This window comes from Paraburkholderia sp. BR10882 (assembly GCF_040948855.1).
In the GTDB taxonomy this organism is placed as follows: Bacteria; Pseudomonadota; Gammaproteobacteria; order Burkholderiales; family Burkholderiaceae; genus Paraburkholderia; species Paraburkholderia nodosa_A.
The window spans coordinates 20,694-45,117 of the sequence record NZ_JBFPKP010000009.1; the positions used below are offsets into that span (position 1 = coordinate 20,694).

General features: G+C 64.0%; 20 protein-coding genes. 14 read left to right on the top strand and 6 right to left on the bottom strand.

Features of this window, described 5'->3' with window-relative positions:
- The first annotated feature begins 113 nt into the window (after window positions 1-113).
- Window positions 114-587, top strand: coding sequence for an Lrp/AsnC family transcriptional regulator (locus AB3X99_RS22635; protein ID WP_069263434.1), 474 nt, complete (start codon window positions 114-116; stop codon window positions 585-587).
- Window positions 588-798: 211 nt separating this feature from the next.
- Here AB3X99_RS22635 and AB3X99_RS22640 read toward each other — a convergent pair whose 3' ends face one another.
- Window positions 799-1,008, bottom strand: coding sequence for a DUF1059 domain-containing protein (locus AB3X99_RS22640; RefSeq protein WP_069263432.1), 210 nt, complete (start codon window positions 1,006-1,008; stop codon window positions 799-801).
- Window positions 1,009-1,460: 452 nt separating this feature from the next.
- Between AB3X99_RS22640 and AB3X99_RS22645 the strand changes: the two genes are divergently transcribed.
- The 5 genes from AB3X99_RS22645 to AB3X99_RS22665 all read left to right on the top strand — a co-directional run bounded on the left by AB3X99_RS22645 (window position 1,461) and on the right by AB3X99_RS22665 (window position 4,715).
- A complete protein-coding gene (locus AB3X99_RS22645) occupies window positions 1,461-2,867 on the top strand; it encodes an FAD-binding oxidoreductase (RefSeq protein WP_368618199.1) in 1,407 nt (468 codons plus the stop codon).
- A 34-nt stretch (window positions 2,868-2,901) separates the two neighbouring features.
- Window positions 2,902-3,195, top strand: coding sequence for a GYD domain-containing protein (locus AB3X99_RS22650; protein WP_069263426.1), 294 nt, complete (start codon window positions 2,902-2,904; stop codon window positions 3,193-3,195).
- Between the two features lie 298 nt (window positions 3,196-3,493).
- A complete protein-coding gene (locus tag AB3X99_RS22655; protein ID WP_256094614.1) occupies window positions 3,494-3,838 on the top strand; it encodes a hypothetical protein in 345 nt (114 codons plus the stop codon).
- A 4-nt stretch (window positions 3,839-3,842) separates the two neighbouring features.
- A complete protein-coding gene (locus AB3X99_RS22660; RefSeq protein ID WP_069263581.1) occupies window positions 3,843-4,181 on the top strand; it encodes a hypothetical protein in 339 nt (112 codons plus the stop codon).
- An 81-nt stretch (window positions 4,182-4,262) separates the two neighbouring features.
- Window positions 4,263-4,715, top strand: a complete 453-nt coding sequence (locus AB3X99_RS22665; protein WP_069263579.1) for a lytic transglycosylase domain-containing protein — start codon at window positions 4,263-4,265, stop codon at window positions 4,713-4,715.
- A gap of 48 nt (window positions 4,716-4,763) precedes the next feature.
- Here the strand turns inward: AB3X99_RS22665 and AB3X99_RS22670 are convergent, their stop codons facing one another.
- Together AB3X99_RS22670 and AB3X99_RS22675 are read right to left on the bottom strand one after the other, a co-directional pair.
- Entirely contained in the window at window positions 4,764-5,735 is a 972-nt protein-coding gene (locus AB3X99_RS22670) for a DUF6492 family protein (RefSeq protein WP_069263421.1), read from the bottom strand.
- A 19-nt stretch (window positions 5,736-5,754) separates the two neighbouring features.
- A complete protein-coding gene (locus AB3X99_RS22675; protein WP_368618200.1) occupies window positions 5,755-7,773 on the bottom strand; it encodes a GumC family protein in 2,019 nt (672 codons plus the stop codon).
- 325 nt (window positions 7,774-8,098) lie between these two features.
- On the opposite strand from AB3X99_RS22675, the gene AB3X99_RS22680 reads away from it, so the two are divergent.
- The 7 genes from AB3X99_RS22680 to AB3X99_RS22710 all read left to right on the top strand — a co-directional run bounded on the left by AB3X99_RS22680 (window position 8,099) and on the right by AB3X99_RS22710 (window position 18,200).
- Window positions 8,099-8,818 carry a polysaccharide biosynthesis/export family protein gene (locus AB3X99_RS22680; protein ID WP_069263417.1) on the top strand — a complete coding sequence of 240 codons (720 nt, stop codon included), beginning with the start codon at window positions 8,099-8,101 and terminating at the stop codon, window positions 8,816-8,818.
- A 63-nt stretch (window positions 8,819-8,881) separates the two neighbouring features.
- On the top strand, window positions 8,882-10,168 hold the full coding sequence (locus tag AB3X99_RS22685) for a hypothetical protein (protein ID WP_368618201.1): 1,287 nt from the start codon (window positions 8,882-8,884) through the stop codon (window positions 10,166-10,168).
- The gene (locus tag AB3X99_RS22690) at window positions 10,155-11,840 is read left to right on the top strand and encodes a glycoside hydrolase family 44 protein (RefSeq protein WP_368618202.1); all 1,686 of its coding nucleotides are present in this window, start codon (window positions 10,155-10,157) and stop codon (window positions 11,838-11,840) included. Before AB3X99_RS22685 ends, AB3X99_RS22690 begins: the two co-directional genes overlap by 14 nt.
- Window positions 11,833-13,215, top strand: a complete 1,383-nt coding sequence (locus AB3X99_RS22695; protein ID WP_368618203.1) for a lipopolysaccharide biosynthesis protein — start codon at window positions 11,833-11,835, stop codon at window positions 13,213-13,215. The genes AB3X99_RS22690 and AB3X99_RS22695 overlap by 8 nt, the downstream gene beginning before the upstream one ends.
- A 162-nt stretch (window positions 13,216-13,377) precedes the next feature.
- Window positions 13,378-13,716, top strand: coding sequence for a hypothetical protein (locus AB3X99_RS22700; protein ID WP_368618204.1), 339 nt, complete (start codon window positions 13,378-13,380; stop codon window positions 13,714-13,716).
- Between the two features lie 336 nt (window positions 13,717-14,052).
- A complete protein-coding gene (locus AB3X99_RS22705; protein WP_368618205.1) occupies window positions 14,053-15,843 on the top strand; it encodes an FAD-dependent oxidoreductase in 1,791 nt (596 codons plus the stop codon).
- A 362-nt stretch (window positions 15,844-16,205) separates the two neighbouring features.
- Window positions 16,206-18,200 (top strand): alkaline phosphatase family protein, encoded by a 1,995-nt coding sequence (locus AB3X99_RS22710; protein ID WP_368618206.1) that lies wholly within the window; start codon window positions 16,206-16,208, stop codon window positions 18,198-18,200.
- Between the two features lie 69 nt (window positions 18,201-18,269).
- Here the strand turns inward: AB3X99_RS22710 and AB3X99_RS22715 are convergent, their stop codons facing one another.
- Together AB3X99_RS22715 and AB3X99_RS22720 are read right to left on the bottom strand one after the other, a co-directional pair.
- Window positions 18,270-19,952 carry an alkaline phosphatase family protein gene (locus tag AB3X99_RS22715; protein WP_368618207.1) on the bottom strand — a complete coding sequence of 561 codons (1,683 nt, stop codon included), beginning with the start codon at window positions 19,950-19,952 and terminating at the stop codon, window positions 18,270-18,272.
- Window positions 19,953-20,234: 282 nt separating this feature from the next.
- Entirely contained in the window at window positions 20,235-20,489 is a 255-nt protein-coding gene (locus AB3X99_RS22720) for a hypothetical protein (RefSeq protein WP_368618208.1), read from the bottom strand.
- Between the two features lie 175 nt (window positions 20,490-20,664).
- On the opposite strand from AB3X99_RS22720, the gene AB3X99_RS22725 reads away from it, so the two are divergent.
- A complete protein-coding gene (locus tag AB3X99_RS22725) occupies window positions 20,665-23,091 on the top strand; it encodes a putative bifunctional diguanylate cyclase/phosphodiesterase (protein WP_368618209.1) in 2,427 nt (808 codons plus the stop codon).
- 146 nt (window positions 23,092-23,237) lie between these two features.
- Here AB3X99_RS22725 and AB3X99_RS22730 read toward each other — a convergent pair whose 3' ends face one another.
- Window positions 23,238-24,419 carry an acetate/propionate family kinase gene (locus AB3X99_RS22730; protein ID WP_368618210.1) on the bottom strand — a complete coding sequence of 394 codons (1,182 nt, stop codon included), beginning with the start codon at window positions 24,417-24,419 and terminating at the stop codon, window positions 23,238-23,240.
- Window positions 24,420-24,424 lie beyond the last annotated feature (5 nt).

Genomic DNA, 24,424 nt, shown 5'->3' on the forward strand with positions numbered 1-24,424 from the left:
ATTAGCGGATTCTAGGTAGCCAATAGCGGCGATTCGTGCCAAACTGAGCCACATTTTGTTCATCAATTAGCAACACTCGCCCCAAATTCAATTTTTTCAGGGAAAGCTGGCCAATGAAATTCGACCGCGTGGATGTGGCCATCCTGCACGCCCTGCAGCGCGACGCGCACGTGAAGTCGGCCGACCTCGCCGAATCGCTCGGGCTTTCGCTTTCACCGTTCTACCGGCGCATCCGTATGCTCGAAGAGCGCGGCGTCATCACGCAGTACGTCACGCTGCTCGATCAGGAGAAAGCGGGCTTTCCCGTCAACGCCTATGTGTCGGTGGCAATCGAGAAGAAGAACGAGACACGGCTAGCCGCGTTCGAGCGCGCGATCTCGAACTACGACGAGGTGATGGAGTGTTATTTGATGACGGGCGCGTTCGACTACATGCTGCGCGTGGTGGCGAGCGATATTGCGGGCATCGAGCGTTTCGTCATGACGCGCCTCACCAAGATCGAGGGCGTGCGTGACATTCACACTTCCGTGGCGCTGCGCCGCGTGGAGTACAAAACCGAGCTGCCGGTGCGCGTGCGCGACGAGTGACGCGCGGTGCAATGCTGCGGTTCAGGATGTCGAAGGAATCACTGCGTAGCGAGGGCGTTCACGCCTTTTGCCCCGTCTTGCGGCACGCGCCTGCGCCGTGAGCAGCGCGGCGGTGCGCTGTTCGAGCGCCACGTTGCGGCGCTGCGTTTTCTCGTGCGCCTCGGGGGGCAGGCGCACCGGCCGGCACATTGCATGCCGGGCCGGTTTCTCGTCATGAACGTGGCGATATTTCGGGCGGCGAGCCCTCATGAAAGAGCTGGCTGAGTTGCGCGCGCAGTTCGGGCGAATCGGCGTGACGATGCACGCTCACCGCGTGTTGCACGGCAGCTTCCAGAAGCTCCGAATCCGAATCCGCCGAGATAGCAACCGTGCAGTTCATCTCACTGGGAAACTCCCTGCAGTCAATGTACTTTCGCGTCATGGTGGAACCTCTCGCTGGGCGGGTAAAAAACAGGCACGCATGCAGGCCGCGCGCGTGAAAATTATAGAATCCATGCATTGTGCTTGCTAAACTATTAAAGCGAATCCAGACGCGACAATAATCTGAATTAATTGCACGTTTTTTATCAAGCTGCATAATTTAGGTTATCTAATGAATCGACGAGGCTCGGTGGCTGCCTGGGTGCAATCCAGATTGTCACAAAGCGCTCGCCGCCTGGCCCCTCGCGGTCCGGCCAGAGGCGGCCCCCGCCGCCCTTTGCGAAAGCCCTTCCTTCCCGCTTTCCCGACCGGACGCACGCCGCGTCACGCGCGTGCGTCAGCCGCATTGATTCGACAATTGAAGCGGTCGCCTGCAGTTCCGTTCAGTCCATGAAAACGCACGTCCGGCTATTGGCGCGCGTTTGTCCGATCCGTTGAATTGAGAGGTGTGCCATGTCGAGCCTGTCGAGCGAAACCATCGCCACATTGAAAAGCGCGCTGCGCGGCGAAGCCCTGCAACCCGGCGACGCGGCCTACGAAGAAGCCCGGCAAATCTGGAACGCGATGATCGAGCGCCGCCCCGCGCTCATCGTGCGCTGCCGGGGTTGCGCCGACGTGCGCCAGACCGTGGCGCTCGCGCGTGAAAGCGGCCTACCGCTCGCCGTGCGCGGCGGCGGCCACAATATCGCAGGCAGTGCGCTATGCGACGGCGGCATCGTGATCGATCTCTCGCCGATGAAGTCGGTCAGAGTCGAGCCCGCCACACGCCGCGCGTATGTGGAGCCCGGCGCCACGCTGCACGATTTCGACCACGAAGCGCAGGCATTCGGCCTCGCTACGCCGCTCGGCATCAATTCGACGACGGGCGTCGCGGGTCTCACGCTGGGCGGCGGCTTCGGCTGGCTAAGCCGGCGCTTCGGCATGTCGGTCGACAACCTCGTCGCCGCCGACGTCGTGACCGCCGACGGCAACCTGCTGCGCGCGAGCGCCGAAGAAAACGCCGACCTCTTCTGGGCGCTGCGCGGCGGCGGCGGCAACTTCGGCGTGGTGACGATGTTCGAGTTCGCGCTACACCCCGTCGGTCCCGAGATCTACGGCGGACTGGTCGTGCTGCCGTTCGACGCCGCGAAAGAAGCGCTGACACACTACCGCGAAGCGGCCGAAGCGATGCCCGAAGACCTGACCGTGTGGAGCGTGTCGCGTCTCGCGCCGCCGCTGCCGTTCCTGCCGCCCGAGGTGCACGGCAAGCCCGTCATCGTCTTCGCGATCTGCTATTCGGGGCCGCCGGAAAACGGGCCGAACGCGGTGGAGGCCGTGCGGCGCTTCGGACCGCCGTGTGGCGAACATCTCGGGCCGATGCCCTATGCCGCGTGGCAGCAGGCGTTCGATCCGCTGCTCACGCCGGGCGCCCGCAACTACTGGAAATCGCACAATCTCGACGCGCTGCCCGACGGCCTCATCGACACGCTGATCGACGCCATCGCCGCGCTGCCCTCGCCGGAGTGCGAAATATTCTTCGGGCAAATTGGCGGCGCGACCTTGCGCGTCGCGCCCGATGCGATGGCCTACCCGAATCGCGACGCGCTCTACGTCATGAACGTGCACGGCCGCTGGAGCGATCCCGCCGACGACGCCCGCTGCGTCGCCTGGGCGCGCGGCTTCTTCGAAGCTTCCGCGCCTTATGCGCTCGGTAGCGTCTACGTGAACTTCCTCACCGACGACGAACGCTCGCGCGTCGAGGCCGCCTATGGTCCGAACATGAGCCGTCTCGTCGCCGTCAAGACGAAATACGACCCGCACAATCTTTTCCGCCATAACCAGAACATCCGGCCCGAAGGGTCGGCCGAGGGAAGCCAGTAATCCGCGTTTCGATGTCATCGTAAGGGGAATCGTCATGTCGACTTATGTGGTGCTTGCGCAGTTCACCGACCAGGGTATCCGCGCCGTCAAGAACAGCGCGCAACGGGCCGGTCAGGCAGCGGAACTCGCCAAAACTTTTGGCTGTGAAATGAAGCAGATCTACTGGACGCTCGGGAAGTACGACATCGTCACGGTCATCGAAGCGCCCGACGAGGAAAGCTTCATGGCGTTCGGCCTCGCACTCGGGTCGCTCGGCAATATCCGCACGCAAACGCTGCGCGCCTTGAGCAAGGATGAGTTCACGGCGGTTCTCGGCAAGCTCAATTAATGAGCGCCGGCGCGCGGCACCCGGGCCGGTGCCGCGCCGCCATTCATCATTCTTCATACCTATTCGCCGCACGCGCGGCGCATTCCTCCCGCCAGATGGGGAGGCAGTTCCCTGCCCGAACACACCATGGCGCGCGAGCAACCTTCCGGGAAGCCGCATTGCGCGAGCGAAGTCTTTCTTTTTGGCAAACGTTTGCCGCTCGGGTATCAAGTCCGCGCGCGCGAGGCCGACAACGCGTACATCGCCACGAATTTTTGGAGACCCGGACGTGACGCGCGTTTTGCTTTTACTTACCGTAATGGTTATGACAGGCTGCGCGCAACTGCAGCCGCCCACTACGGCGCAAACCGGGAAACCCGCCGAGTCGAACGTCATCATGAAGTTCGACATTCCCGCCGATGCACTCGGCGCGCACGACCCGCAACTGAGCGCCGTGCTCGCCAAGGCCGGCGCGCTCGCCGCCGCGCAAAAGCAGCCCACCGTGATCCGCGTGACGGCGCTGGGCGAGGACTTCAAGTACATCAATCAGGCCATCTGGCGGGGCGTGCCCGCGCGAGGGCCCAAGCCCACGCTCGAAAACCTGACGGCTGGCGCGAACCAGACGTACAGCGTCTCGATCGAACCGATGCATGCTGGGAGCTGACACGATGCGTCCGATCGTTCTCGCCGCTGCACTCGGCCTTGGTAGCGCGGCCTGGGCGGGCCAACCCGCCGCCAGCGCGCCCGCCGCCACCGTCGTTGCCGCTGCCGCCATGCCTGCCGCCGACAAGGTCTATCCGCCGCTGCCCTCGCTCGCCATGCTGCCGCCCGCAACCGGCGACGACGACGAGGCTCCCGCGCCGCATTCGTCGTCGCACAACAAGAAGAAGACGCGTCAGCGCGATTGCCACTGCGCCATGCCCACGCCGCGTCTCGTTGTCTCCGACACCTCGCGCGCCTATCTCAAGGACATCGAGCAGAAACTCGATTCCGCTCTCGCGCAGTGACGTCGCGCATTGACGCCCAACCCGGAGCTTCGACCCATGCAGCAGAAGACCAACGCCCTGCGCCAGCTACGATCGCGAGTCATGCGCGCGTGGGTCGCGATCATGAGCCTCGCGGCGCTCGGCGCGACGCTCGCGCATGCCGCGCCGCCTGCCGACGAATGCTTCGAAAAGGCCGGCGCCTACCAGGGCGTGAATCCGCTCGTGCTGCGCGCCGTAGCGTGGCGTGAATCGAAAGGCGACGCGGCGGCCATCAATCACAATGCGAACGGCTCGATCGACGTCGGCCAAGCGCAGATCAACTCGATCCACTTTTCGGAGCTTTCGCGCGAGGGCATTCCGCACGGCGCCCTCACGGACCCGTGCGTGAATATTTTCGTGGCCGCCTGGCTGCTCAAGCAAAAGATGGTGCGATACGGCAACACATGGCGCGCGATTGGCGCATACCACTCGGAGTCGCCGCACGAGCGCGATGCCTACGCGCGCAGCATTCAGGCCATTCTCGTGAGCTGGGGCCACCTGCAGCCGGGGCGATGAACGAAGCGCCCGGCGTCGCTTCCTATTCGTTGCAGGCGCAACGATCGCTTAGCCGCGCAGCTTGTTCAACAGCTTGAGCCCGCGGCGCGCCATGGCCGAATAAAGCTCGGCGCCCTTGAGCGCAGGGTCGACATGGCGCTCGTAAGGCTGCAGCGTGATCGGGAAATACGGCGCAAGCTTCTCCACCACGCGCTGTGGCGAGATGTGCGTGTTGCTCTGGACCACGGCGAACATGCCGTCGCTTTCCGGCGCAAGGTGGCGGGCCTCGCTCCAGCCTTCCATCTTGTCGGCAAACCAGACGCTTTCGTCGGCGTGCAGCGCGCGCTGGCCCGGTTTCGGGCCCGTGTGGTACTGCTCCAGCAGCCCTTCGTGTTCCGCGTTGAGCCAGTAAAGCGTGTATTCGGTCCAGTCGAGCGCGTAATTGGCGAGCAGCACGCGCCGCCAGTCGGTGCCGTGCAAAGCCGCCAGGCGCTGTTGCAGGCTCAGACACAACGTGCGCGACAGGATGGCCGGCGTCCACCAGATGCCGTCGCGCGCGAGTTGCGGATCGAGATTCAACAGCTTCGCCGAAGCCTCCCAGTAATACGGCTCGACCGTGCGCGGCTGAACATGCGTGAGGGCCCGACCGTCGAGAATCAGCGTATCCGCGCTGAAGCGATGGGTGGCGAAGCAGTCGGGGTCGAGCACGAGGAAATACTCGGTCTCGATCCATTCGGGTGCATTCAGCTTGATGATCTGCTGCCGGTGCCAGTTGCGGATCTGATGACGCTGCGAGAACTCCGCAAAAATGCCCATGTACAGCGATTCGTCGACCACTTCGATGGGGAAATCGGACCACGCTTTCGCGTAGCCCTTGACCTCTTCGAGTTCGTCGTGCGGCACGACGATGACGAAACGGTGAAACGTCCTGGGCGTCGTGAAGTGACGCAGCGACGAGAAGAGGATGTCGCAACGGCCGATATTGTCGGCATAATGCCGTCCCCGCGTCTTCACCGGCAGGATCGCGCTGATCTGGTGCATGGCAGTCAGGTCCCGAATGTTAGAAGAATCGGTAAATGAAGTTCGGGATATAGCCGCGCCGATGCGTCAGCGCGATGCCGATCAGCCTGCCGCCCGCGTCGAGCAGCTGCGTTTTCAGGCCGAGGACCACGGGCTTGCGCGACACCTCTGCGCGCACCGCCATGACCGTGGCGTCCGCCAGCGCCGCGTTTTCGATGCCGGCGAACGACTGGCTCGCGGGCGGCGCATGCACGACGATGTAGTCGTGCGCCTCGCGCAGCGTATTGAACAGGGTCGTGGTCTGCTGCCACGAAGTCGGGAACGTGCCGCTCTCCGGCCGCGCGACGACGATGTTGTGCCGCTCGACGCTTTCGAACAGGAGGCCGCTCGAAGCCGCGATCTCCGTGGGCGCCGCGCTCGCCGCACGGCTTTGCCCGCCGTGTCCCGACCACGTCAGCAGGCCCTGCGCGTTCGGCGGGCCATAGAGCGGCGAGTCGGCGCCGGAAGCCATGTCGAGAATGAGGACCGGCTTGGTCGTGCGATGCTCGAGTTCGACGGCGAGGCCGCGAATCACCGAAAGCAGCCCATCGTTCTTGCCGAACGAGAGCGCCATGACCACCTTGGCGGGCGAGTCCGTGCTCGCGTTGATGGCCGCGATCATGCGGCCATACGCCATGTGCGCGGGCCGGCTGGCCGCTTTGGCCGCGTCGGCCGAGGCCCCCGCGGCGCCGGGCCGGCGTGCGCCGCCGCCGAGCATCACCGGCGCGTTCAGCACCGGCAGCAGCAGAGAACGCTCGGCCTGCTCCGGACTCAGGAAGGTCTCGCGCAGGCTCGCCATGACGAGCACGACGAGCGCCGAAATCAGCAGACCCGCCGCCACGCTCGCCGCAATGATGAGGCTGGCCGACACGCTGCGCTGCGAAGGCGGGAACGGCGCCTGGATCACGCGCACGTTCGTGCTGTTCACCTGGCTCACCTGTCCCTGCTGGATCTTCGCCAGCTCGACCTGGCGCGAACGGTCCTTGAAGCTGTCGGCCAGAATGTCGCGCGTTGCCTGCAGCTGGCGCATCTGGCTGGAGATGTCGCTCAGGCTGCGCAGCTTCGCGCGCGTGTCCTTGATCTGCTCTTCGAGCGCCTGCTGGCGCGCGGTTTCGCCCGCGATGCTCGCATTCAGTGCGGCCAGCCGCCCTTGCACCACGTCGTAGTAATCGTTGTGGCCGTAGCGCGTGGCCGTGGCCATTTGCGCCTTGCGTCGCGCGATGCTCGCGTGCATGTCGGCGATCTGCTGATCGAGCTGCTGCACGAACGGCGAGCTGTCCATGTAGCGCGAGGCGAAATCGGCGCGGCGCGCTTCGAGCTGCATCAGCGAAAGCTGCATCGTGTCGAGCGCATGGGCGGCCTCGGAGTCGTCGGTGAAGATCGGGATCGTGGCCTTGACCCCCTTCGAGGACGCCTGCTCCGACTTCAGTTCGCCGCGATGCTGCGCGAGCGACGTGTCGTTCTCGAGCTTTTGCTGAACCAGTTGGCTTTCGAGCAGCACGGCGCGCGAGGTCTGGTCGTCGATATTGACGATGCCGTGCGTTTTCTGGAACGCGAGCAGGTCGGCATCGGCTTTTTTCAATTGCCTTGCGACTTCGTCGCGCTGACCAGTGAGGAAATCGACGCGGCCGGACGTGAAAATCGTCGCGCGCCGGCGGAAGTACGTGTCGAGCAGACGCGAAAGCGCATCGGCTGCTTCCTTGGGATCGGCGTCGTAATACGTGAGGTTGATGGTGCTCGCGAGATCGTTTTGCTCGATATGCAGCCGATGCTCGAATTCCTGCAAATGGCTGTCGATTTCTTGTTCGCTTGCGTTCGGCCCCAGTTTCGCGATCACCACGTCGCGATGCAGTTCCGGGCTGCTGAGGATCTGCGCTTCGACGCCGTCGAGCTGGCCAATGGCGGGCTGCACCGCGGCGCCGCCATTCGGGTTGTTCGACTGGTCGTAATATCCTGCAAGGAGTACGAGCAAAGTCGACTGCGCCCGGTAAGGCATGGGCACCAGAAGCGCAACCGCCACGCCGATCGCCACAACGGAAAGAAATACCGCTGTTGCAACCTTGCGATAATAAAAAAAGGTGTTGAGATAGTCCCGGACCGTCAGTTCGACAACAGCCGCCTTCCTTTCAGGCCTTGTTCTAGTAGTAATAACCATACAGGTGCGGTTCCAGGCCAACAGTGAAGATTCGACGGCGCATATAATACGTAAGAAAACATCCAGGATGTCGCGTTAAACTGACATCCGCGAAAAAATCGTGCGAGTTCCACCCTTCATTAACGGCAATTCCTGCCGTTACTTGACAAGAGATCAGGAACCGCAAGCCACCGCTTCACCCACGCGCCCGATGAACATACTCCGACCAGCCTGCGTCCTCGGGCTGATAACGCTTACCGCCTGCACCCAGACCTGGGTGGAGCCGCAATTCCAGCAGCGGGCGCAATTCGCCGCGTGGTCGCAAGCCTCGCCGGGCGTCTATCGCATCGAACCCGGCGACGACCTCTCGGTCGTCATGCCTTTCAATGCCGAGCTGAACTTCCGCGGTTCGGTCGCGCCGGACGGCGGCCTGACCATGCCGTTCGCGGGCACGATCCCGGCGGCAGGGCTCACGGTCGCCCAGCTCGGCGACGCCATCGACAAGGCGCTCGCTGCCAACGGCATGGCGAAGAACGCTCACGCTTCGGTTGCCATCGTGCAGTCGGCCGCTAAAATCTATGTGGCCGGCCAGGTCGCGCGCCCCGGCGAAATCGCGCTGCACACGGGCATGAGCGTGCTGCAGGCCATCGCCGCCGCGCAGGGCTTGCTCGACACGGCGCGCACCAACGAAGTCGTGCTGATTCGCCGCAGCCCCGATGGCCGCCCGATGCTGCGCACGATCGACCTCGACGCGCTCACGCATCGCGGCGACCCGGCGCAGGACGTCATCCTGCAGGCCACCGATACGATCTTCGTGCCGAAGTCCTCGATCGCCGAAGTCGACCAGTGGGTCGATCAGTACATCGACAAGGTCATTCCGTTCCAGCGGGGCTTCGACTACACGATCTCGAACAATCCCACGACGTACTAAGCCTGCTCTGCGAGCCTCGACCGCCCGACGGCTCTCCACGGCCGCGCAAACGAATCACACGCGATGGAAACCGCCACCACGACCACCGGGCTTGCCCCCGTCTTTTCGAGCGAGCCCGCCAGGTGGCGGGTCACGTGGTGGCTGCTCGCGCTCCTGCCGCTCTTTGGCCAGACCTTCCATTACCTGAGCACGCTCGTGCCGCTCTGGGCGCTCTCGAAAGCGCTGCCGGTCATTTCGCTGCCCGCCGTGCTGCGTCTGGGCGGCGAACCGCGTTTTCCCATGACGCGGCAAATCCTCATCAGCTTCGCGTGGCTCTTGCTGGTGCCGAGCTTTGCGGCCGTGTTCTACTTCCACGAGGGCTTTTTCACGAGCATCACGGCACAGGTGAAACTGCTGCCCGTGCTGTACTTCTTCTCGTTTCTCGCGCTGCTCCTCACGCTCAAGCCCACGCTCGGCGAGCTGGAGCGCGGATTCGTGGTGCTGGGCGTCGTCATTCTCGCGGTGCTGATTGTGCTCTGGGCCGTGGTGCCCTCGGACTGGTACCAGGAGTCGTACGTGATCGGCCAGTCGCCCTTTTTCAGCAGCGACAACCGCGGCCATCGCATCCGCATGTCGATGTATTTCCCGCTCATCCTGCTGTTCTTCTGCTACCGGCGCGCCTTCTTCGAAAAGCATGCGGGCTATCTGCTGGGCGTGGTCGTCGCGTTCGCGGTCACGCTGCTGATCGTCAAGACGCGCGCCATGGTCATCGGCATCATGGGCGTGGTCGTCATCAACACCTTCGCCTGGTCGCGCATGCGCACGCGCGTTCTGCTGCTGCTCGCCGCGCCCGTCGCGCTCGTCACCCTGTTCTCGGCGGGCTACCTCGCCACGACCTTCAGCACCGACGCGAGCACGGGCTTCGACACGCGCCGCATCACCATCATGCTCGCCACGAAGTTCCTCGGCAGCGAGCCGATGCGCTGGCTCTTCGGGGTGGGCACGATCAGTTCGACCAGCAAGGACAACCTGATCGACTACTTTCACCACTTCTTCTTCCTCGCCGACATCACGTGGCTCGGCATCGTGTTCGAGTACGGCCTGATCGGCGCGCTCATCATCCTGTTCTTCCAGCTGCGCGGCATCGTGTTCTACCGGCGCTTGCGCAAGAAGGTCGACGACGATTTTCTCGGCGCGCTGTTCGACTATCTCGTCTACGTCCTGCTCATTTCATTCTTTTATCCGCCTACCCTCACTCCGGGCGAGACTGCGGTCATTCTCGCGATCTTCGCGTACGTCTGGCGCGTGGGCGAACTGGACGGCGATCACGACGACCATGCCGATCTGCAGGTTCACCATGCCACGCTTTAAGCGCAATAAGCGTATCAAGCGCCCCAACCTGCACGCGCTGGTGGTCGGCGCGCTGCTCATGTCGGGCGCGGCGGCCTGCACCGACGCGACTTCGGGCACGCCCTTGCCGGTGGCCATCTCGGTGGATGCCGCCGCCGGCCGGCACCCCATCAGCCCGCTGATTTACGGCATCAACTTCGGCACGACGGCGGTTTTGCAGGACCTGCGCGCGCCCATCAACCGCTCGGGCGGCAACAGCGCCTCGGCCTATAACTGGCGCCTCGACGCACGCAACGCGGGCAAGGACTGGTATTTCGAGAGCCTCGCCGTCAATCCCGCCGATATCAACGATCAGTTCGGCGAGCGCTTCGTCGCACTCTCCCAGGCGGCGGGCGCCACGCCCATCGTGACCATTCCGATGCTCGGCCGCGTGGCGAAACTCGGGCCCGCGCGCGAGACGCTCGCGAGCTTCTCGATCGCCAAATACGGCCCGCAGCCGAATCACGACGTGAACGGCCACGCCGACGCCGGCAACGGCGTGGCGGCCGGCGGCAAGCCGATTGCCGGCAACGACGCGAACGACGCCTCGATACCCGACGACCCGCAAAACGAACAGGCGCGCGTCGCGGATCTGGTCAAGCAATTCGGCGGCGCGAGCGGCGGCGGCGTGCGCTACTACGCGCTCGACAACGAGCCGAGCCTCTGGCAGCTCATTCACCGCGATGTGCACCCCACGGGCGCCCATGCGAGCGAAATCGCCAGCAAGGTGATCGTCTATTCGCGCGCCGTGAAGGCGGCGGACCCGCACGCGCAGATCGTCGCGCCGGAAGAATGGGGCTGGCAGGGCTATTTCTACAGCGGCTTCGACCAGCAGTACGCCGCGGACCACGGCCTCGATCACACGCCCGACCGCACAAGCGAAACCCAAGGCATGCCGTACGTGCCCTGGCTGCTCGCGCAATGGAAAGCGGCGGGCCATCCGGTCGACGTGTTCAGCCTGCACTTCTACCCGCAGGGCGGCGAATACGCCGAGACGGGCGTGACGAGCTCGCAGGCCGTCGCGCTCATGCGCAACCGCTCCACGCGCGACCTGTGGGACCCGAACTACAAGGACCCCACGTGGATCAACAGCGTCGTCGCGCTGATCCCGCTGATGCGCCATTGGGTCGATACGTACTACTACCCGGGCACGCCCATCGGCATTACGGAATACAACTGGGGCGGCGACACGCTGATGAACGGCGCGACAGCCCAGGCCGACGTGCTCGGCATTTTCGGCCGCGAGGGGCTGGATATGGCAACGCGCTGGGGCACGCTCGATCCTTCGATGCCGGTGTACAAGGCATTCAAGCTCTACCGCAACTACGACGGCAACGGCGCGGCATTCGGCACAACCAGCATTGCCGCGAACGCGCCCGATCCGGACGCCGTTTCCGCGTTTGCCGCCTTGCGCGAGCGCGACCACGCGTTGACGCTCGTGGTCATCAACAAGCAACTGGACCGCCCCGTCGATGCCGCCGTCACGCTCGATCATTTTGCGGCGAGCGGCGTGGCCGAAACCTGGCGGCTCGCAAACAACCAGCTGTTCCGCATGCCCGACGCGCACTACCAGGACAGCACGCTGCGCGCGAGCCTGCCCGCGCAGAGCGTGACGCTGTTCATACTGCGCGGCGCACAGGCGCAGCATGAGTGAAGCCGGCGAAGCGCAGATGCCCGCGAGCCAAACCGGCGGCTCGATGATCCGGGGCTCGCTCGTGAGCCTCGGCGTGCGTCTGCTCGACCTGCCGAGCCGCTACGGTTTCCATCTGCTGATCGCCGCCATGCTGGGCGTGGTGCAGACAGGCGACTTCTATATCGTGTTCAGCACGATGGTGGCGCTCGCGGGGTTCGGGCGCCTCGGCATCGATCAGGCGCTCACGCGGCAGATCGCGATGGACCTCGCGGCGGGCGAGGCGCGCGCCGTGCGGCCGGCCATCCGTCGCGCGCTGTGGCTGGTGCTGCTCGCCTCCACGGCCATGTCGATCGCGCTTGGCGCGGGCGCATTCGCCTTCGCGTACGACGTGCTGAAGAAGCCCGAGCTTGCCTGGCCGCTCGCGCTCGGCGCGCTCTCCTTCATCCCGCAAAATCTCGGCGCGGCCATGGCGGGGGCGCTGGCGGGACTCCAACGCGTGGGCTGCAGCCAGATGATCTATTCCTGGCTCTGGCCGGCGATCTTCTGCGCCGTCGCCATCCCGCTTGGACTGACGCACGGCATGAGCGTCGCGAGCACGCTCATGCTGATCGCCGCCAGCTTCACGCTCACCGCGCTGACCGGCGCGTTTCTGCTCAGGCGTTTTCTTGCCGGCGTGCCCGCCGGCGCGCAAGCGCCAGCCGAACCGCCGCGCTTGCTCAAGGCGGGTTTGCCGCTTTTCACGCTGGAATTCACGAAGCTCCTGATCACCTCGGCGCCTGCCATCGTGCTCGGCATCGTCGCCTCGTCGCGCGAGACCGGGCTCTTCGCGCTGGCGTGGCGTCTCGCGCTCGTCATCAACCTGCTGATCAGCGGCGTGACCGGCATGGCCGCGCCGAAGTTCGCGAGCCTTTTCGCGCGCAACGACCGGCATGGGCTCGACAAAAGCGCGGCCCAGGCGGCCGGCCTCGTGCTGTGCCTCGCGTTGCCTGCCGCGCTGTGCATGCTGCTCTTTCCCGAACACCTGCTGCGCCTGTTCGGGCCTGGCTTCGGCGGCGGCGCGGCGGCGCTGCGCGTGCTCGCGCTCGGCCAGATCGCCGCGGCCTGCTTTACCGCCATGCCCGAACTGCTGGGCATGACCGCCCACACTTCCGTCCTGTACCGAATCAACCTCTACTCGGTCGCCGTGCTGCTCGTGGGCCTCGCCGCATTCGCGCCGCTCGGCGGCAGCGTGGGGGCCGCGGCGGCGGCATCGCTGGCCATCGCCGTGAACGGCGCGCTCGCAGCGTGGGCGGCGCACCGGCTGCTGGGCGTGTTGCCACTTGCGTTGCTCGGGCAATGGGTGCTCGGGCGCGTGCCGGGACGCAGCGCGGCGCAAGACCCAAACCAGGACGCCTAGATCGTGGGGCAGTGCCGGCCTCAACTGCTTGCGCTTTCAACGACACGTCGTTCCGGCGCGAATAAGCATCGGCCCGCGCAGGGGGCACGGCGATTGCGGAATTCATGGTCAAGCAGGCAACAATCGTCTGCATCGATACCCAGTCTCAAGGAGGTACGGATCATGAACAAGGCAACCAGCACCCTTATCGCAGCCGCCGCCGCGCTCGCCCTGTCCGGCGGTGCGTATGCACAAACGGCGCCGGCGGGCGCAGGCATGAGCGGCAACGGTTCGTCGAACCCTGGCACCGCGCCCGGTGCGACGACGAACCAGATGAACGACACATCGAGCGGGTATGGCATGCCTGGCGCGACGAACTCCGATAGCGGCATGGGCATGGCTCCGCCGAACTCGCCCCAGCAGCAGGGCATGAACCCTGACGTGGCGCCTCACACCAGCGGGCCGAAGAGCAACAATTCGCTCGCGACCCCGAGTGTGATTTCCCCGACCGACCAGCAGTAACGGCACAACAGCCGGTCGCAAAAAAGCGCCGCGGCCCGCGATATGCTGCGCGCCCATGAGGCGCGCAGCTTTGCTGATATCATGAATAAATTCGCACCCCGGTGCGAACTAAACCGCTTTACGCCGATGGCGGGACGGCGCGCACCGTGCGCCACGTTGCTCGGCAATACCGTAAACTACACCCATCCTGACCGTGCGATCCGCGAGTGCGCTTGCTCTCGACGGGATTGACGAGGCGATCGTCGAAGCCGGCCGCTCGCTTCAGCGGGTTGTGGCAGCCCTGCGTCATAATTTGGAAAACTAAGCGTTTCACCCGTCGCGAGGAGAAGAAACGTCATGAAACGACGCTGCCTGCTAAAGGGGGTTGTCGCTTTGCCGTGCCTTAGCGCTACCTCGGGTTTCGCCGGCGTGCAGCCCGCTGCGGCCCGTGCGGGCCGCATCCGGCCCAGCGACCCCGCGTGGCCGAAAGCGCCGGAATGGGAGGCGTTGAGCCGGGCAGTCGGCGGAAATTTGCTGCAACCCACCACGATCTGGCAGACCTGCGCGCAAGCGCCCCACGCACCAGCATGTCTGGCAAGAATCGAGGAAGCGCGCAATCCGTTCGCGCTCGGCGACGATCCCGGCGCCACCCAGGTCTCCGGCTGGCTCGATGCATGGACGGCGCACGCAAGCGCCTACGCGGTGGCAGCCCGCTCGACCGCGGACGTCGTCGCGGGCGTCGATTTCGCGCGCCGACACAACTTGCGCCTGGTGGTGAAAGGCGGCGGTCACAGCTACCTTGGCGGCTCGAACGCGCCCGATTCCCTGTTGGTCTGGACGCGCGGGATGAACCGCATCGCACTCCATGACGCGTTCGTGCCGGCCGGCTGCCAGTCACCGCCACAGCAGGCCGTGACGGTAGAGGCTGGCTGCATGTGGATCGACGTCTACACCGCCGTCACGACGCAGGCGGGACGCTACGTTCAGGGCGGCGGATGTACGACCGTGGGCGTTGCCGGCCTCGTTCTCGGCGGCGGTTTCGGGTCCCACTCGAAGCGCTACGGACTCGCGGCCGCGAGTCTGCTCCAGGCGGAGATCGTCACCGCCGACGGCGCTGTCCGCACGGTCAACGCATGCCAGCAGCCCGATCTTTTCTGGGCACTCAAAGGGGGCGGCGGCGGCAGTTTCGGTGTGGTGACGAAGCTCACGCTGCAGACCCATGAGTTGCCCGAGAACTTCGGCTGGGCCAGGTTCAAGGTCAAGACTTCATCGCCTGAGGCTTACCGGCGGCTCGCTGCGCGACTGGTCGATCACTATGCGGAGCATCTGTTCAACCCTGCATGGGGCGAGCGCTTCGTCTTTCACAGCGACGAGATCGAAGTGGCGATGGTGTGCCAGGGTCTCGACGACCATCAGGTCAAGTCAGCCTGGGCGCCTGTCATCGATTGGGTGCGCGCCTCACCGGCAGATTTCACCTTCAACCAGGGACCTCGCGTCGGCGCCGGTCCATCGCGCCGCTGGTGGGACGTCGAAGCCAACCCGGGACTCGTGCCCGACCCACGCGCGGGCGCTGCGCACAACCATGGCTGGTGGCAAGGCGATGGCGAGCAGGCTTCCGCCTTCCTGCACGGCTACGAGTCGCAATGGCTGCCCGCGGCCCTTCTCGAACCGGCGCAACGCGGCCGGCTGGTCGACGCCTTCGTGGCGGCGGCCCAGTTTCAGGCCGTCGAGTTGCATTTCAACAAGGGACTCGCGGGCGCGCCGCCGGAGGTGAACGAGCAGGCGCGCCAGTGTGCGACCAACCCAAAAGTCGCCGACGCCTTCGGCCTGATGATCGTCGCCACAGGCGGCCCGCCACCCTTTCCGGCCCTGCCCATCCCCGCGCCTGACATGGCGCAGGCACATCGCAACGCCGCGAACATAGCCAAGGCCGCGGCCATTCTCAAGGCGCTATCGCCAGAAAGCGGCTCCTATATTTCGGAGACCGATTTTTTTCGCAGCGATTGGCGTGAAGCGTTTTGGGGCGTCAACTACGCGCGGCTGAAAGCGATCAAGGATCGCTACGATCCGGAAGGCTTCTTCTACGTCCATCACGGCGTGGGCAGCGAGGACTGGAGTCCCGACGGCTTTACGCCCGTGCAGTCGTGAACGTTTCGGTGATGGGCGCGCATTTCTTGCCTGGCTTGACTCACTAAGAACTCGCATTCTTGCGACTCATCGTGCAGATGGGGAGGGTCCCTTATTTCTCCGCATCTCCCACATCAGCACCCACCTCATCAGGACTCCTGTCATCTTGCGCAGCCCGAGTCCTGCTGCATCAATCGAAAGATCCGCGAAGGTAAATCGTAGGCACGGTCACGTGACCTGCACAGAACCGACTTACTGCCGCCCTCGGAACGTCATGTGGAAGGTCTAGCTTTCCAGCCTGTAACACGCCGTAATGATTTGAAGTGACGCAATCGCCGCCCCACCGTCATGCAAAGAAGTGCAACGCTTCAATGGAGAGACACATGCGCCAGACATCGAGATCCAGACACCAACGGCCTGCCGTTCCTGCCTTGCTTGCGGCAGTTTCGCTAGCGGCGACGGCACTCTATTGTTCTGCTGCCGATAGCCAGTCCACCGCGAATACATCTTCGATCACGGCAACGCCGATCAAGCATGTCATCATCATCGTGGGCGAAAACCGAACGTTCGATCACGTGTTTGGCGCTTATCAGCCGCGCTCGGGCCAGACCATATGGAATCTTCTGTCGAGAGGCATCATCCGGGCTGACGGGGGACCCGGACCCAACTACAAGGTCGCCGAGCAATACATGGCCAAGGCCACGAATCCCTCGCAGTTCGACGCCAGCCCGACGTCGAAACAGCCTTACCCGACGCTGCCGGCGCCGAATACCGGCTCGGCGCCGACCGCCGCGAGCGACGCAAGTCCGCCGCCGTTTGCCACACTTGCGGCTGCGCAGGCAGCCGAAGGCTATGCCCTTGAGTCGAACGATGTCGTTCAGTTGACGACGGGCGCAACGGGCCTCCCCAACGACGTGCCTGACGCGCGCTTTGGGTCGAACCTGTACAACCTGCAGAGTGGCCCCTATCAGATCTCGCGTGTGGGTCCGAACTACGACCAGTACATGAACAGTCCGGTGCATCGGTTCTACCAGAACTGGCAGCAGTCGGATTGCAATATCGCGAACGCGACCCTCGATAATCCGAGCGGCTGCAAGATGGATCTGTTTGCGTGGGTCGAAGTGTCGGTCGGCGCCGGATCGAATGGCAATGCGCAAGCGGCCCACTTCACCGATCAGTCGACCCACGAAGGCGCGACCGCGCTCGGGTTCTATAACGTGAATACCGGCGATATGCCCTATTTCACGGACCTCGCGCGTCATTACACGATCAGCGACAACTATCACCAGCCGGTGATGGGCGGCACGGGCGCGAACAGCATCATGATCGGAACGGCCGACGCGCTCTATTACACGGACGGCAAAGGCAATCCTGCGACGCCGCCCCAGAACGAGATCGAAAACCCGCGGCCGCAGCCTGGCACCAACAACTGGTACGCGCAGGACGGCTACTCTGGCGGGACCTATAGCAATTGCTCGGATCCGAAGCAGCCTGGCGTCGGCGCGATACGAAAATATCTCGACAGCTTGCCGTATCACCCCAATGCCAACTGCGCGCCCAGCACGTACTATCTGCTGAACAACTACAACCCTGGCTACAACGGTGACGGCACCGTCAACACGAGTACGTTCACCATTCCACCTTCGCCGGTGCGCACGATCGCCGATACACTCCTCGAGAACAATATTTCGTGGAAATACTACGGCGAAGGCTGGAAGACGTTCATCACCCGTCCGTCAACGAGTGTCTACTGCAATATCTGCAATCCGTTTCTCTATGAAACGGCGATCATGACCAATCCGTCGCTGGTGGCCGCGCATCTTCAGGACACGCCGAACCTGTATGCCGACATCGCAAACGGCACGCTACCCGCGGTGTCGTTCGTGAAACCCGGCGGACTGCTCGATGGGCATCCGTCCTCTTCGAAGTTCGGTCTTTACGAAGGGTTCGTGCACAAGATCATCGATTCCGTTCAGGCGAACCCCGCGCTGTGGGCCTCCACTGCGATCTTCATCACGACGGACGAAGGTGGCGGCTATTACGACTCAGGGTACATTCAACCCGTGGACTTCTTCGGGGACGGCCCGCGCATTCCTCTCATCGTCGTTTCACCGTACTCGCGCGGCGGCCGTGTCGTTCACGACTATTCGGATCACGTGTCGCTCGTGAAATTCATCGAACGCAACTGGTCGCTGGGACCGATCACGGCGCGCAGTCGCGACAATCTCCCCAACCCGGTCCAGCTGCCCGCGAGCCCGTACGTGCCGACGAACGCGCCGGCGATCGGCGACCTGTTCGGTGCCTTCCAGTTCCAGCCCGCCAGGCAGGCGGCAGCGGGCAATGGCAACGAGGGCGCGGCTGGCATGTTCCCGTTCTGACCGCAGTCCAGCAGCGCACTGAAGACGCCGAAGGTCCCAACCCAAAAGGGACCGTCGGCGCGCTTGCTCCTACTGCTCCGATTGATCGCCCGAGTCGTCGTCTCCCGTGGTCTGGAGGCCCGGAAGGACATGGGTGCCTTCACGCTGAACGGCTACGAGCTTGTGCGGGTCGAGACCGAGCGCCTTCAGGATGGTCGGCGCCACCTGCATGTTGGTCACCGGCGAATCGACGACGTTCTTCTGCAACTTCGGATTGGAAACCACCAGCAGTGTGTTCGTATCGTCCGTATACATTCCGCCGTGCTCTGCCAGCTTCGCCGCACTCTTGCTGTAGATCGTCCCAGGTATCGGCTGAATGATGAGGTCAGGCACACGGCCCTGGGCAGGGTCGCCCCAGATCGCCTTCAGCGCTGTGTCGTGGTAGAGCGTCTGGATGCGAGTGGAATTGCCGCTCGCCTCGTCAGCGTCGAGGAGTGATACCGCCTTTGCGGTATCGCCGTGGTTCTTGAGCCAGATGAGCGACACGTCGTCGGCCGTCTCCTGGGCGACCGGCACGCCGCCATTGCCGAGCACGGTGGCGACATCGCTCACGTCGGCGGTGGCATAGGCGTTCTTCGAACCGCTCAGCATGTGAAGCTTCTTGAGGTCGATCGGCGACTGGCCGTGTTTGCCGCCGACGATGAACAGCGTCGAATGCAGAAGATGGCCCGCTTTGAGCGCATCGTACATCTGGCCCAGCGAGGCATCGACGAAGTCGAGCGACTGTTCGAGCGGCACGGTCGGCGTGCCGGCTGCGTCGAGATAGCCGCCACGCGTCGTGGTCGTGCCTTCCATCGCGGACGTGACCTTCTGCCCGACGCTCACCGCCTGAAAGTTCATGCCGAAGATCGCGGGTACGCCCACCTGCTTCGTCCCGGTCTGATCGAGCCCATGAATCCAGTTCAAGACGACCTTGACCTTGAAGCCGTCATAAGCCCGGGTATATATCGGGTCGGCGGTCCAGTCGACGGTCGCGGGCGCGCTCGGGAAGCCATTGGCTTGCAGCGAGGTCGAGTTGATCTCGGGCGCGTAGAGTTCGTCGAGTCCCAGCCCCGAAGGCCCATTCACGATCTCGTAGGCCGGGTGCTTGTCCGACCACGCGGTGCGCATGCCGGCCTGATGAATGACCTCGAAGATCGTGTTCGTCCCGTTCTTCATGTACAGATGCGGCCAGACCTGCACGCAGGTGCCGCCGGCCGTCTTGCGCAGTGGAAGTTTTGCGGGATTGATGTGCGGATTGCGCTTGTCGTACGTGGCCCCCGCAGGCGGCGAACCGCCGTCGAGCTGGGTGAGATCCCAGTCGAGCGCTTCGAAATTGGTGACCTCCGTGCCAGGCGTGCCCGTGCAATTGCTGCCCGGCGGATACAGCGTCGCATCGTAGGTGTCGTCATAGAAGACACCATGGCTCAGCGGGCTGCCGCCGGTTGCGAATGCGAGGAGGCCGGGATACGAGTCGGAAGGCCGGGATGTCGAAGCGTGGGTGTACTCGACACCGTGTTTGACGAGCTTCGCGAAGGTGGATTGCGGGTGCGTCTTGATGTAGTTTTCCAGGTCGGCCTCGTGCATCCCGTCCACACTGATCAGCAAAACGTGCGTGTATTGCTGGTTGTGATCGCCATCCTGATCCTGCGCTGCCGCGGCCATGCTCGCAAATGCCAGCACGCTCGCAGTGAAGATTGCCCTGACTCCGAACCGCTTTCCGATCTCGTTCATTCTTCACCTCTTGATATGAATTATGAATTGGGCGCGAATGCGCCCTAGAGGAGATAAGTCGCGAAATGAGTAAATGCCGTGAAAGATTACTTTCGGATGTCTTCCACTGGAGCGCGGGAGGCTTGATGGGCGTGCGTTTGATTCAATGTAACAGGTTGTATCAGGACGGTGCGGCGATTCCACGACGTTGTGAATGCACCGATCCTGCCGGTCGATTCCTCTATTTCCGGTGTAAATCTGGAATCCTGATGATAACGTTTATCATTTGATACGGCTAATTGTCTAACCAGTCGAATTCGCTCCGTTCACATCGCTGTCATTGTTCTTTTCATGTTCGAGCATATCGAGCGCAAGCACACGTCCGACATCACGCACGAACGCTTCCATGACCGCGAAAGATTCCGGGCTGCCCGGCACACAGTCTTCAGGATTGCGCTTTCCCTGTGCCCGTCTGATCGCGCGGATGCTGCCTTCCAGCGCCCGTGCTTCTGCCCGGATCGGATCCTCTTGAGGTGGTTTGGGTTGTTCGTGCGCCATGCTGGGATTTTCGGCGGCCGGCACACAAACTTTAGCGTCTGGGCGTGACTGCCCTCCTTCCGACCCAAAATCCGCCCCAAATCGGCCCTGGCGAAATAGCGATTGGCCGCCCTCAAGTTGCCCGGATCTTTGTCGATATGTCAATTGCAGAGATTGTGGGCGCAGGGTGACGAGCATGCAGCGTGAGGACAGCAAGATGGGAGATAGCGCAGGAAATCCGGCCGCAAAGCCGGCGCTCATCGGCCTATGGCGTGTGTTGCACGTATGGAGCGCACAAAAAACCCGGCTGGTCGCGCCGCTGGCCCTCATTGCGATCCTGTCGGCCATCGCGCTCAATACCGCCATTGCCCTGCGGCAGTCTCATGAGCAGCGCTATGCGCTTTCGCAGCAGCGTGCGGTCGAATCGGCCAAGCGGGATCTCGACGAACTGCAGAATGCACTTCTCGACGAGCATGAGCAGCTCTACACGGTAATCGGCACGCGGCCGTTCTATCGGCGCGCCGCCTACATCTATCCGCTTCCGGCACTGATCGACAACGCCAACGCGGCGCAGCGGACCTGCGAAGGCCGCGAGCGCTGCATCGCCCTGCTCGACGAGTTGAAGGACATGATTCGCCATCTGGGCGCCCTGAGCAACCGGCTCGCGATGCTTTCCATGCTCAAGCCGGGCAGCGTGACGATGGATACGCCGTCGCTGGGCGAACTCGACGCGCGCTTTTTCCAGACGATGCAAAAGATCGGCGAGATCCGCATGGACGAAGACGCGCATCTCGACCAGTCGGTCACGAGGGCGTCGCGAGATTCGCAAATGGCTTCGGCGCTCCTGCTCGGGTCGGGACTGGCCGCGGCGTGCCTGCTGCTGGCATTCCTTCGCCGCAACGCGCGCATCACGAAATCGTTGCGCAAGGCGCTCCAGGCGGCGGACGTCAACCGCAAGAAGTACAAGCGCCTCTTTCGGCTCAATCCGCTGCCGATCTGGATCGTCGACGACGCGTCCATGCGGCTCGTCGCCGTCAACGACATGGCGGCGAAAGCCCTGGGCTACCGCGCGAGCGAGATGCTCGAGCTGAGGCTTGGCGATCTGCGCATGAACAAGACCGCGCTGCATGGGGCCCCGTTCGCGCACGCGCGCGGGCACGACGACGGCACAGCCATCTGGGAACACCGAACGAAGAGCGGCGAGTTGCGCTCGATGAACGTATTCCAGCTGCAAACGGATTTCGACGGCCGAAGCGCGACCCTTTGCGTGATGGAAGACGTCACGACGCAGCTCGCAGCACAGGCTGAACTGAGACATCGGGCCGAATACGACGCGCTCACCGGCCTCACGAACCGCAAGTATTTCGACGAGCGCGTGAACCGGGAACTGCAGCAGGCTAGCCGTGCGGGCAAGACGCTCGCGATGATCTTCCTCGATCTGGACAATTTCAAGGAGGTCAACGACTCGCTCGGCCACCGCATCGGCGACGCGCTGCTCGCCCAGATCGCGCGGCGCATCGAGCGCGTCGTCGGCGAGCGTGGCACGGTGGCGCGCTATGGCGGCGACGAATTCATGGTCATCGCCGACGGCGCCGCTCCGTTGCTCGAACCGCTGCTCGACTCACTGCTCGCCGCGATGACGGAACCGATACAGGTAGCGGGCCACGAACTCTTCATCGAGGCCAGCATCGGCATCAGCCTCTACCCCGCCGACGGCGACGATGCCGACGCGCTGGTGCGCAATGCCGACGCCGCGATGTATCTGGCCAAGCAGAACGGCCGCAATCAGTACCAGTTCTATCGCCCGGAATTGAGCGAAGCCGCGACCTCGCGCTTGCGCGTTTCCACGCGCCTGCGCCAGGCGTTCCGCAACGGCGCATTGACCGTGCTGTATCAGCCGCAATTCGATATGGCAACGGGCACGATGATCGGCGCCGAGGCGCTGCTGCGATGGACCGACGCGGAGCTCGGCAGCGTGTCGCCGGCCGTATTCATCCCGGTCGCCGAGGAAACCGGCCTGATTCGCGGCATAGGCGAATGGGTGCTGCGCGAGGCATGCCGGGAAGCAGCGCGCTGGAATCGGGACCCGGCGCGGCCGATACGCGTCTCCGTCAACGTCTCGCCCTTGCAGTTCGAGCATGGCGACCTGATGGGCCAGGTGCGGGAGGCACTGCGCGATTCAGGTCTGCCGCCGGCGCTGCTGGAACTCGAGGTGACCGAGGGCGCGCTCATGCGCACGCCCGATCTCGCCGCGCGCACGCTGGCCGGTCTGCGGGAGATGGGCGTGCGCGTCGCCATCGACGATTTCGGCACGGGTTATTCGAGCCTCGGGTATCTCAAGCGCTTTCGCGTCGATCGCCTCAAGATCGACCGCGAATTCGTGCGCGAGATTGGCCAGGACACGGAAACGGAAGCGATCACGCTCGCCGTCATCGCCGTGGCGAAGGCGCTCAATTTCGAACTGATCGCGGAGGGCGTCGAAACCAGCGGTCACCGCGATTTCCTGCTGCAAAACGGCTGCACGCATGCCCAGGGTTTCCTGTACAGCCACGCCGTGAGCGCCGGCGCGATCGCCGACATCGCGGCGAATGCGGCGGCACGTCCGGCGCCGCTGCCCGTGTGAACCGTGCTACGGCGCGCTCGGGCGGCGCGACGAAAGCCGCGTCACAAAAAATTCACTCAACGCGGCATGAAATGTCCATTGCCGCTGCAAAACCCGGATGTTGAACGCTCTGGCTCATCCGTCTTCTCCCTCGCAACCGGGCAGTGTCACGCAACGCCCGTTACTTCACGCGTGTGACGCGCAATCATGAGTTCTTCGTTGGTCGGTATCACCCAGACCGAGACCTTGCTCGACGCCGTGCTGATACAGGGGCCGCCCGCTTCGTTCGCCCTGCTGTCGATTTCCACTCCGCACCAGCGAGCCTGTTCGCAGGCCCGCCGCCGGATCTCCGGCGAGTGCTCGCCGATGCCCGCGGTGAAGACCAGCGCGTCGAGCCCCTGCAGCGCGGCGGCGAGCGATCCCAGTTCGCGTCCGATGCGATACGCGTACAACTCGACGGCGAAGGCGGCGCGCGCGTCGTGGCTCGCCAGCAGCGTACGCATGTCGCCCGAAATACCCGATACCCCAAGCAGACCCGAACGGCGGTACAGCAGGTCCTCGACGCCGCGCGTATCCATTTTCAGTTCGTCTAGCAGGTAAAGAATCGCGCCGGGATCGAGATTGCCGCTGCGCGTGCCCATGGGCAGCCCATCGAGCGCGGTGAAGCCCATCGTGCTCGCCACACTCCTGCCCGCGTCCATCGCACACATGCTCGCGCCATTGCCGAGATGCGCGACGACGGTACGGCCTGTCGCTGCGTCAGGAGCGACATGGGGCAGCGTGCTGGCGATGTACTCATAGGACAGCCCGTGGAAGCCGTAGCGCCGCACGCCTTGCTCCGTCAACGCTGCCGGCAGCGCAAACGTCGAGGCAAGCGCAGGCTGTGTCGCATGAAACGCCGTGTCGAAACAGGCGACTTGCGGCAGCTCCGGATTGCGTCCGGCGATGACACGAATCGGCTTCAGGTTATGTGGCTGATGGAGCGGCGCGAGGGGCGCGAGCTTGTCGAGTGCGTCCAGCACAGCGGGTGTGACGGCCACGGGCTTCGAGAACTCGCGGCCGCCATGCACCACGCGATGCCCGACGGCGACCACGCGGTTGCCGTCGCGATGGCTGCGCAGGAACTGGGCGATGTGAGCAACGGCCTCATCATGCCCGAGGGGTTGATTGCCCCAATCGTGACTCCCGGTCAGCACGCTTTTCCCATCGAACGCGACGAAACGCGGCGCCGACAGCAGGCCTTCGATCTGGCCGTGCATGACAAGCGGCAGATCGTCCGGCCGCGCATTGAACGCGCTGAACTTGATGCTCGACGAACCGGCATTGAGAACGAGGATGACGTCGCCCATCGTTC

Coding starts and splice junctions, on each gene's coding strand:
- AB3X99_RS22635 (WP_069263434.1), top strand. CDS start 114: ATGAAATTCGACCGCGTGGATGTGGCCATCCTGCACGCCCTGCAGCGC.
- AB3X99_RS22640 (WP_069263432.1), bottom strand. CDS start 1,008: ATGACGCGAAAGTACATTGACTGCAGGGAGTTTCCCAGTGAGATGAAC.
- AB3X99_RS22645 (WP_368618199.1), top strand. CDS start 1,461: ATGTCGAGCCTGTCGAGCGAAACCATCGCCACATTGAAAAGCGCGCTG.
- AB3X99_RS22650 (WP_069263426.1), top strand. CDS start 2,902: ATGTCGACTTATGTGGTGCTTGCGCAGTTCACCGACCAGGGTATCCGC.
- AB3X99_RS22655 (WP_256094614.1), top strand. CDS start 3,494: ATGGTTATGACAGGCTGCGCGCAACTGCAGCCGCCCACTACGGCGCAA.
- AB3X99_RS22660 (WP_069263581.1), top strand. CDS start 3,843: ATGCGTCCGATCGTTCTCGCCGCTGCACTCGGCCTTGGTAGCGCGGCC.
- AB3X99_RS22665 (WP_069263579.1), top strand. CDS start 4,263: ATGCGCGCGTGGGTCGCGATCATGAGCCTCGCGGCGCTCGGCGCGACG.
- AB3X99_RS22670 (WP_069263421.1), bottom strand. CDS start 5,735: ATGCACCAGATCAGCGCGATCCTGCCGGTGAAGACGCGGGGACGGCAT.
- AB3X99_RS22680 (WP_069263417.1), top strand. CDS start 8,099: ATGAACATACTCCGACCAGCCTGCGTCCTCGGGCTGATAACGCTTACC.
- AB3X99_RS22685 (WP_368618201.1), top strand. CDS start 8,882: ATGGAAACCGCCACCACGACCACCGGGCTTGCCCCCGTCTTTTCGAGC.
- AB3X99_RS22690 (WP_368618202.1), top strand. CDS start 10,155: ATGCCACGCTTTAAGCGCAATAAGCGTATCAAGCGCCCCAACCTGCAC.
- AB3X99_RS22695 (WP_368618203.1), top strand. CDS start 11,833: ATGAGTGAAGCCGGCGAAGCGCAGATGCCCGCGAGCCAAACCGGCGGC.
- AB3X99_RS22700 (WP_368618204.1), top strand. CDS start 13,378: ATGAACAAGGCAACCAGCACCCTTATCGCAGCCGCCGCCGCGCTCGCC.
- AB3X99_RS22705 (WP_368618205.1), top strand. CDS start 14,053: ATGAAACGACGCTGCCTGCTAAAGGGGGTTGTCGCTTTGCCGTGCCTT.
- AB3X99_RS22710 (WP_368618206.1), top strand. CDS start 16,206: ATGCGCCAGACATCGAGATCCAGACACCAACGGCCTGCCGTTCCTGCC.
- AB3X99_RS22715 (WP_368618207.1), bottom strand. CDS start 19,952: ATGAACGAGATCGGAAAGCGGTTCGGAGTCAGGGCAATCTTCACTGCG.
- AB3X99_RS22720 (WP_368618208.1), bottom strand. CDS start 20,489: ATGGCGCACGAACAACCCAAACCACCTCAAGAGGATCCGATCCGGGCA.
- AB3X99_RS22725 (WP_368618209.1), top strand. CDS start 20,665: ATGCAGCGTGAGGACAGCAAGATGGGAGATAGCGCAGGAAATCCGGCC.
- AB3X99_RS22730 (WP_368618210.1), bottom strand. CDS start 24,419: ATGGGCGACGTCATCCTCGTTCTCAATGCCGGTTCGTCGAGCATCAAG.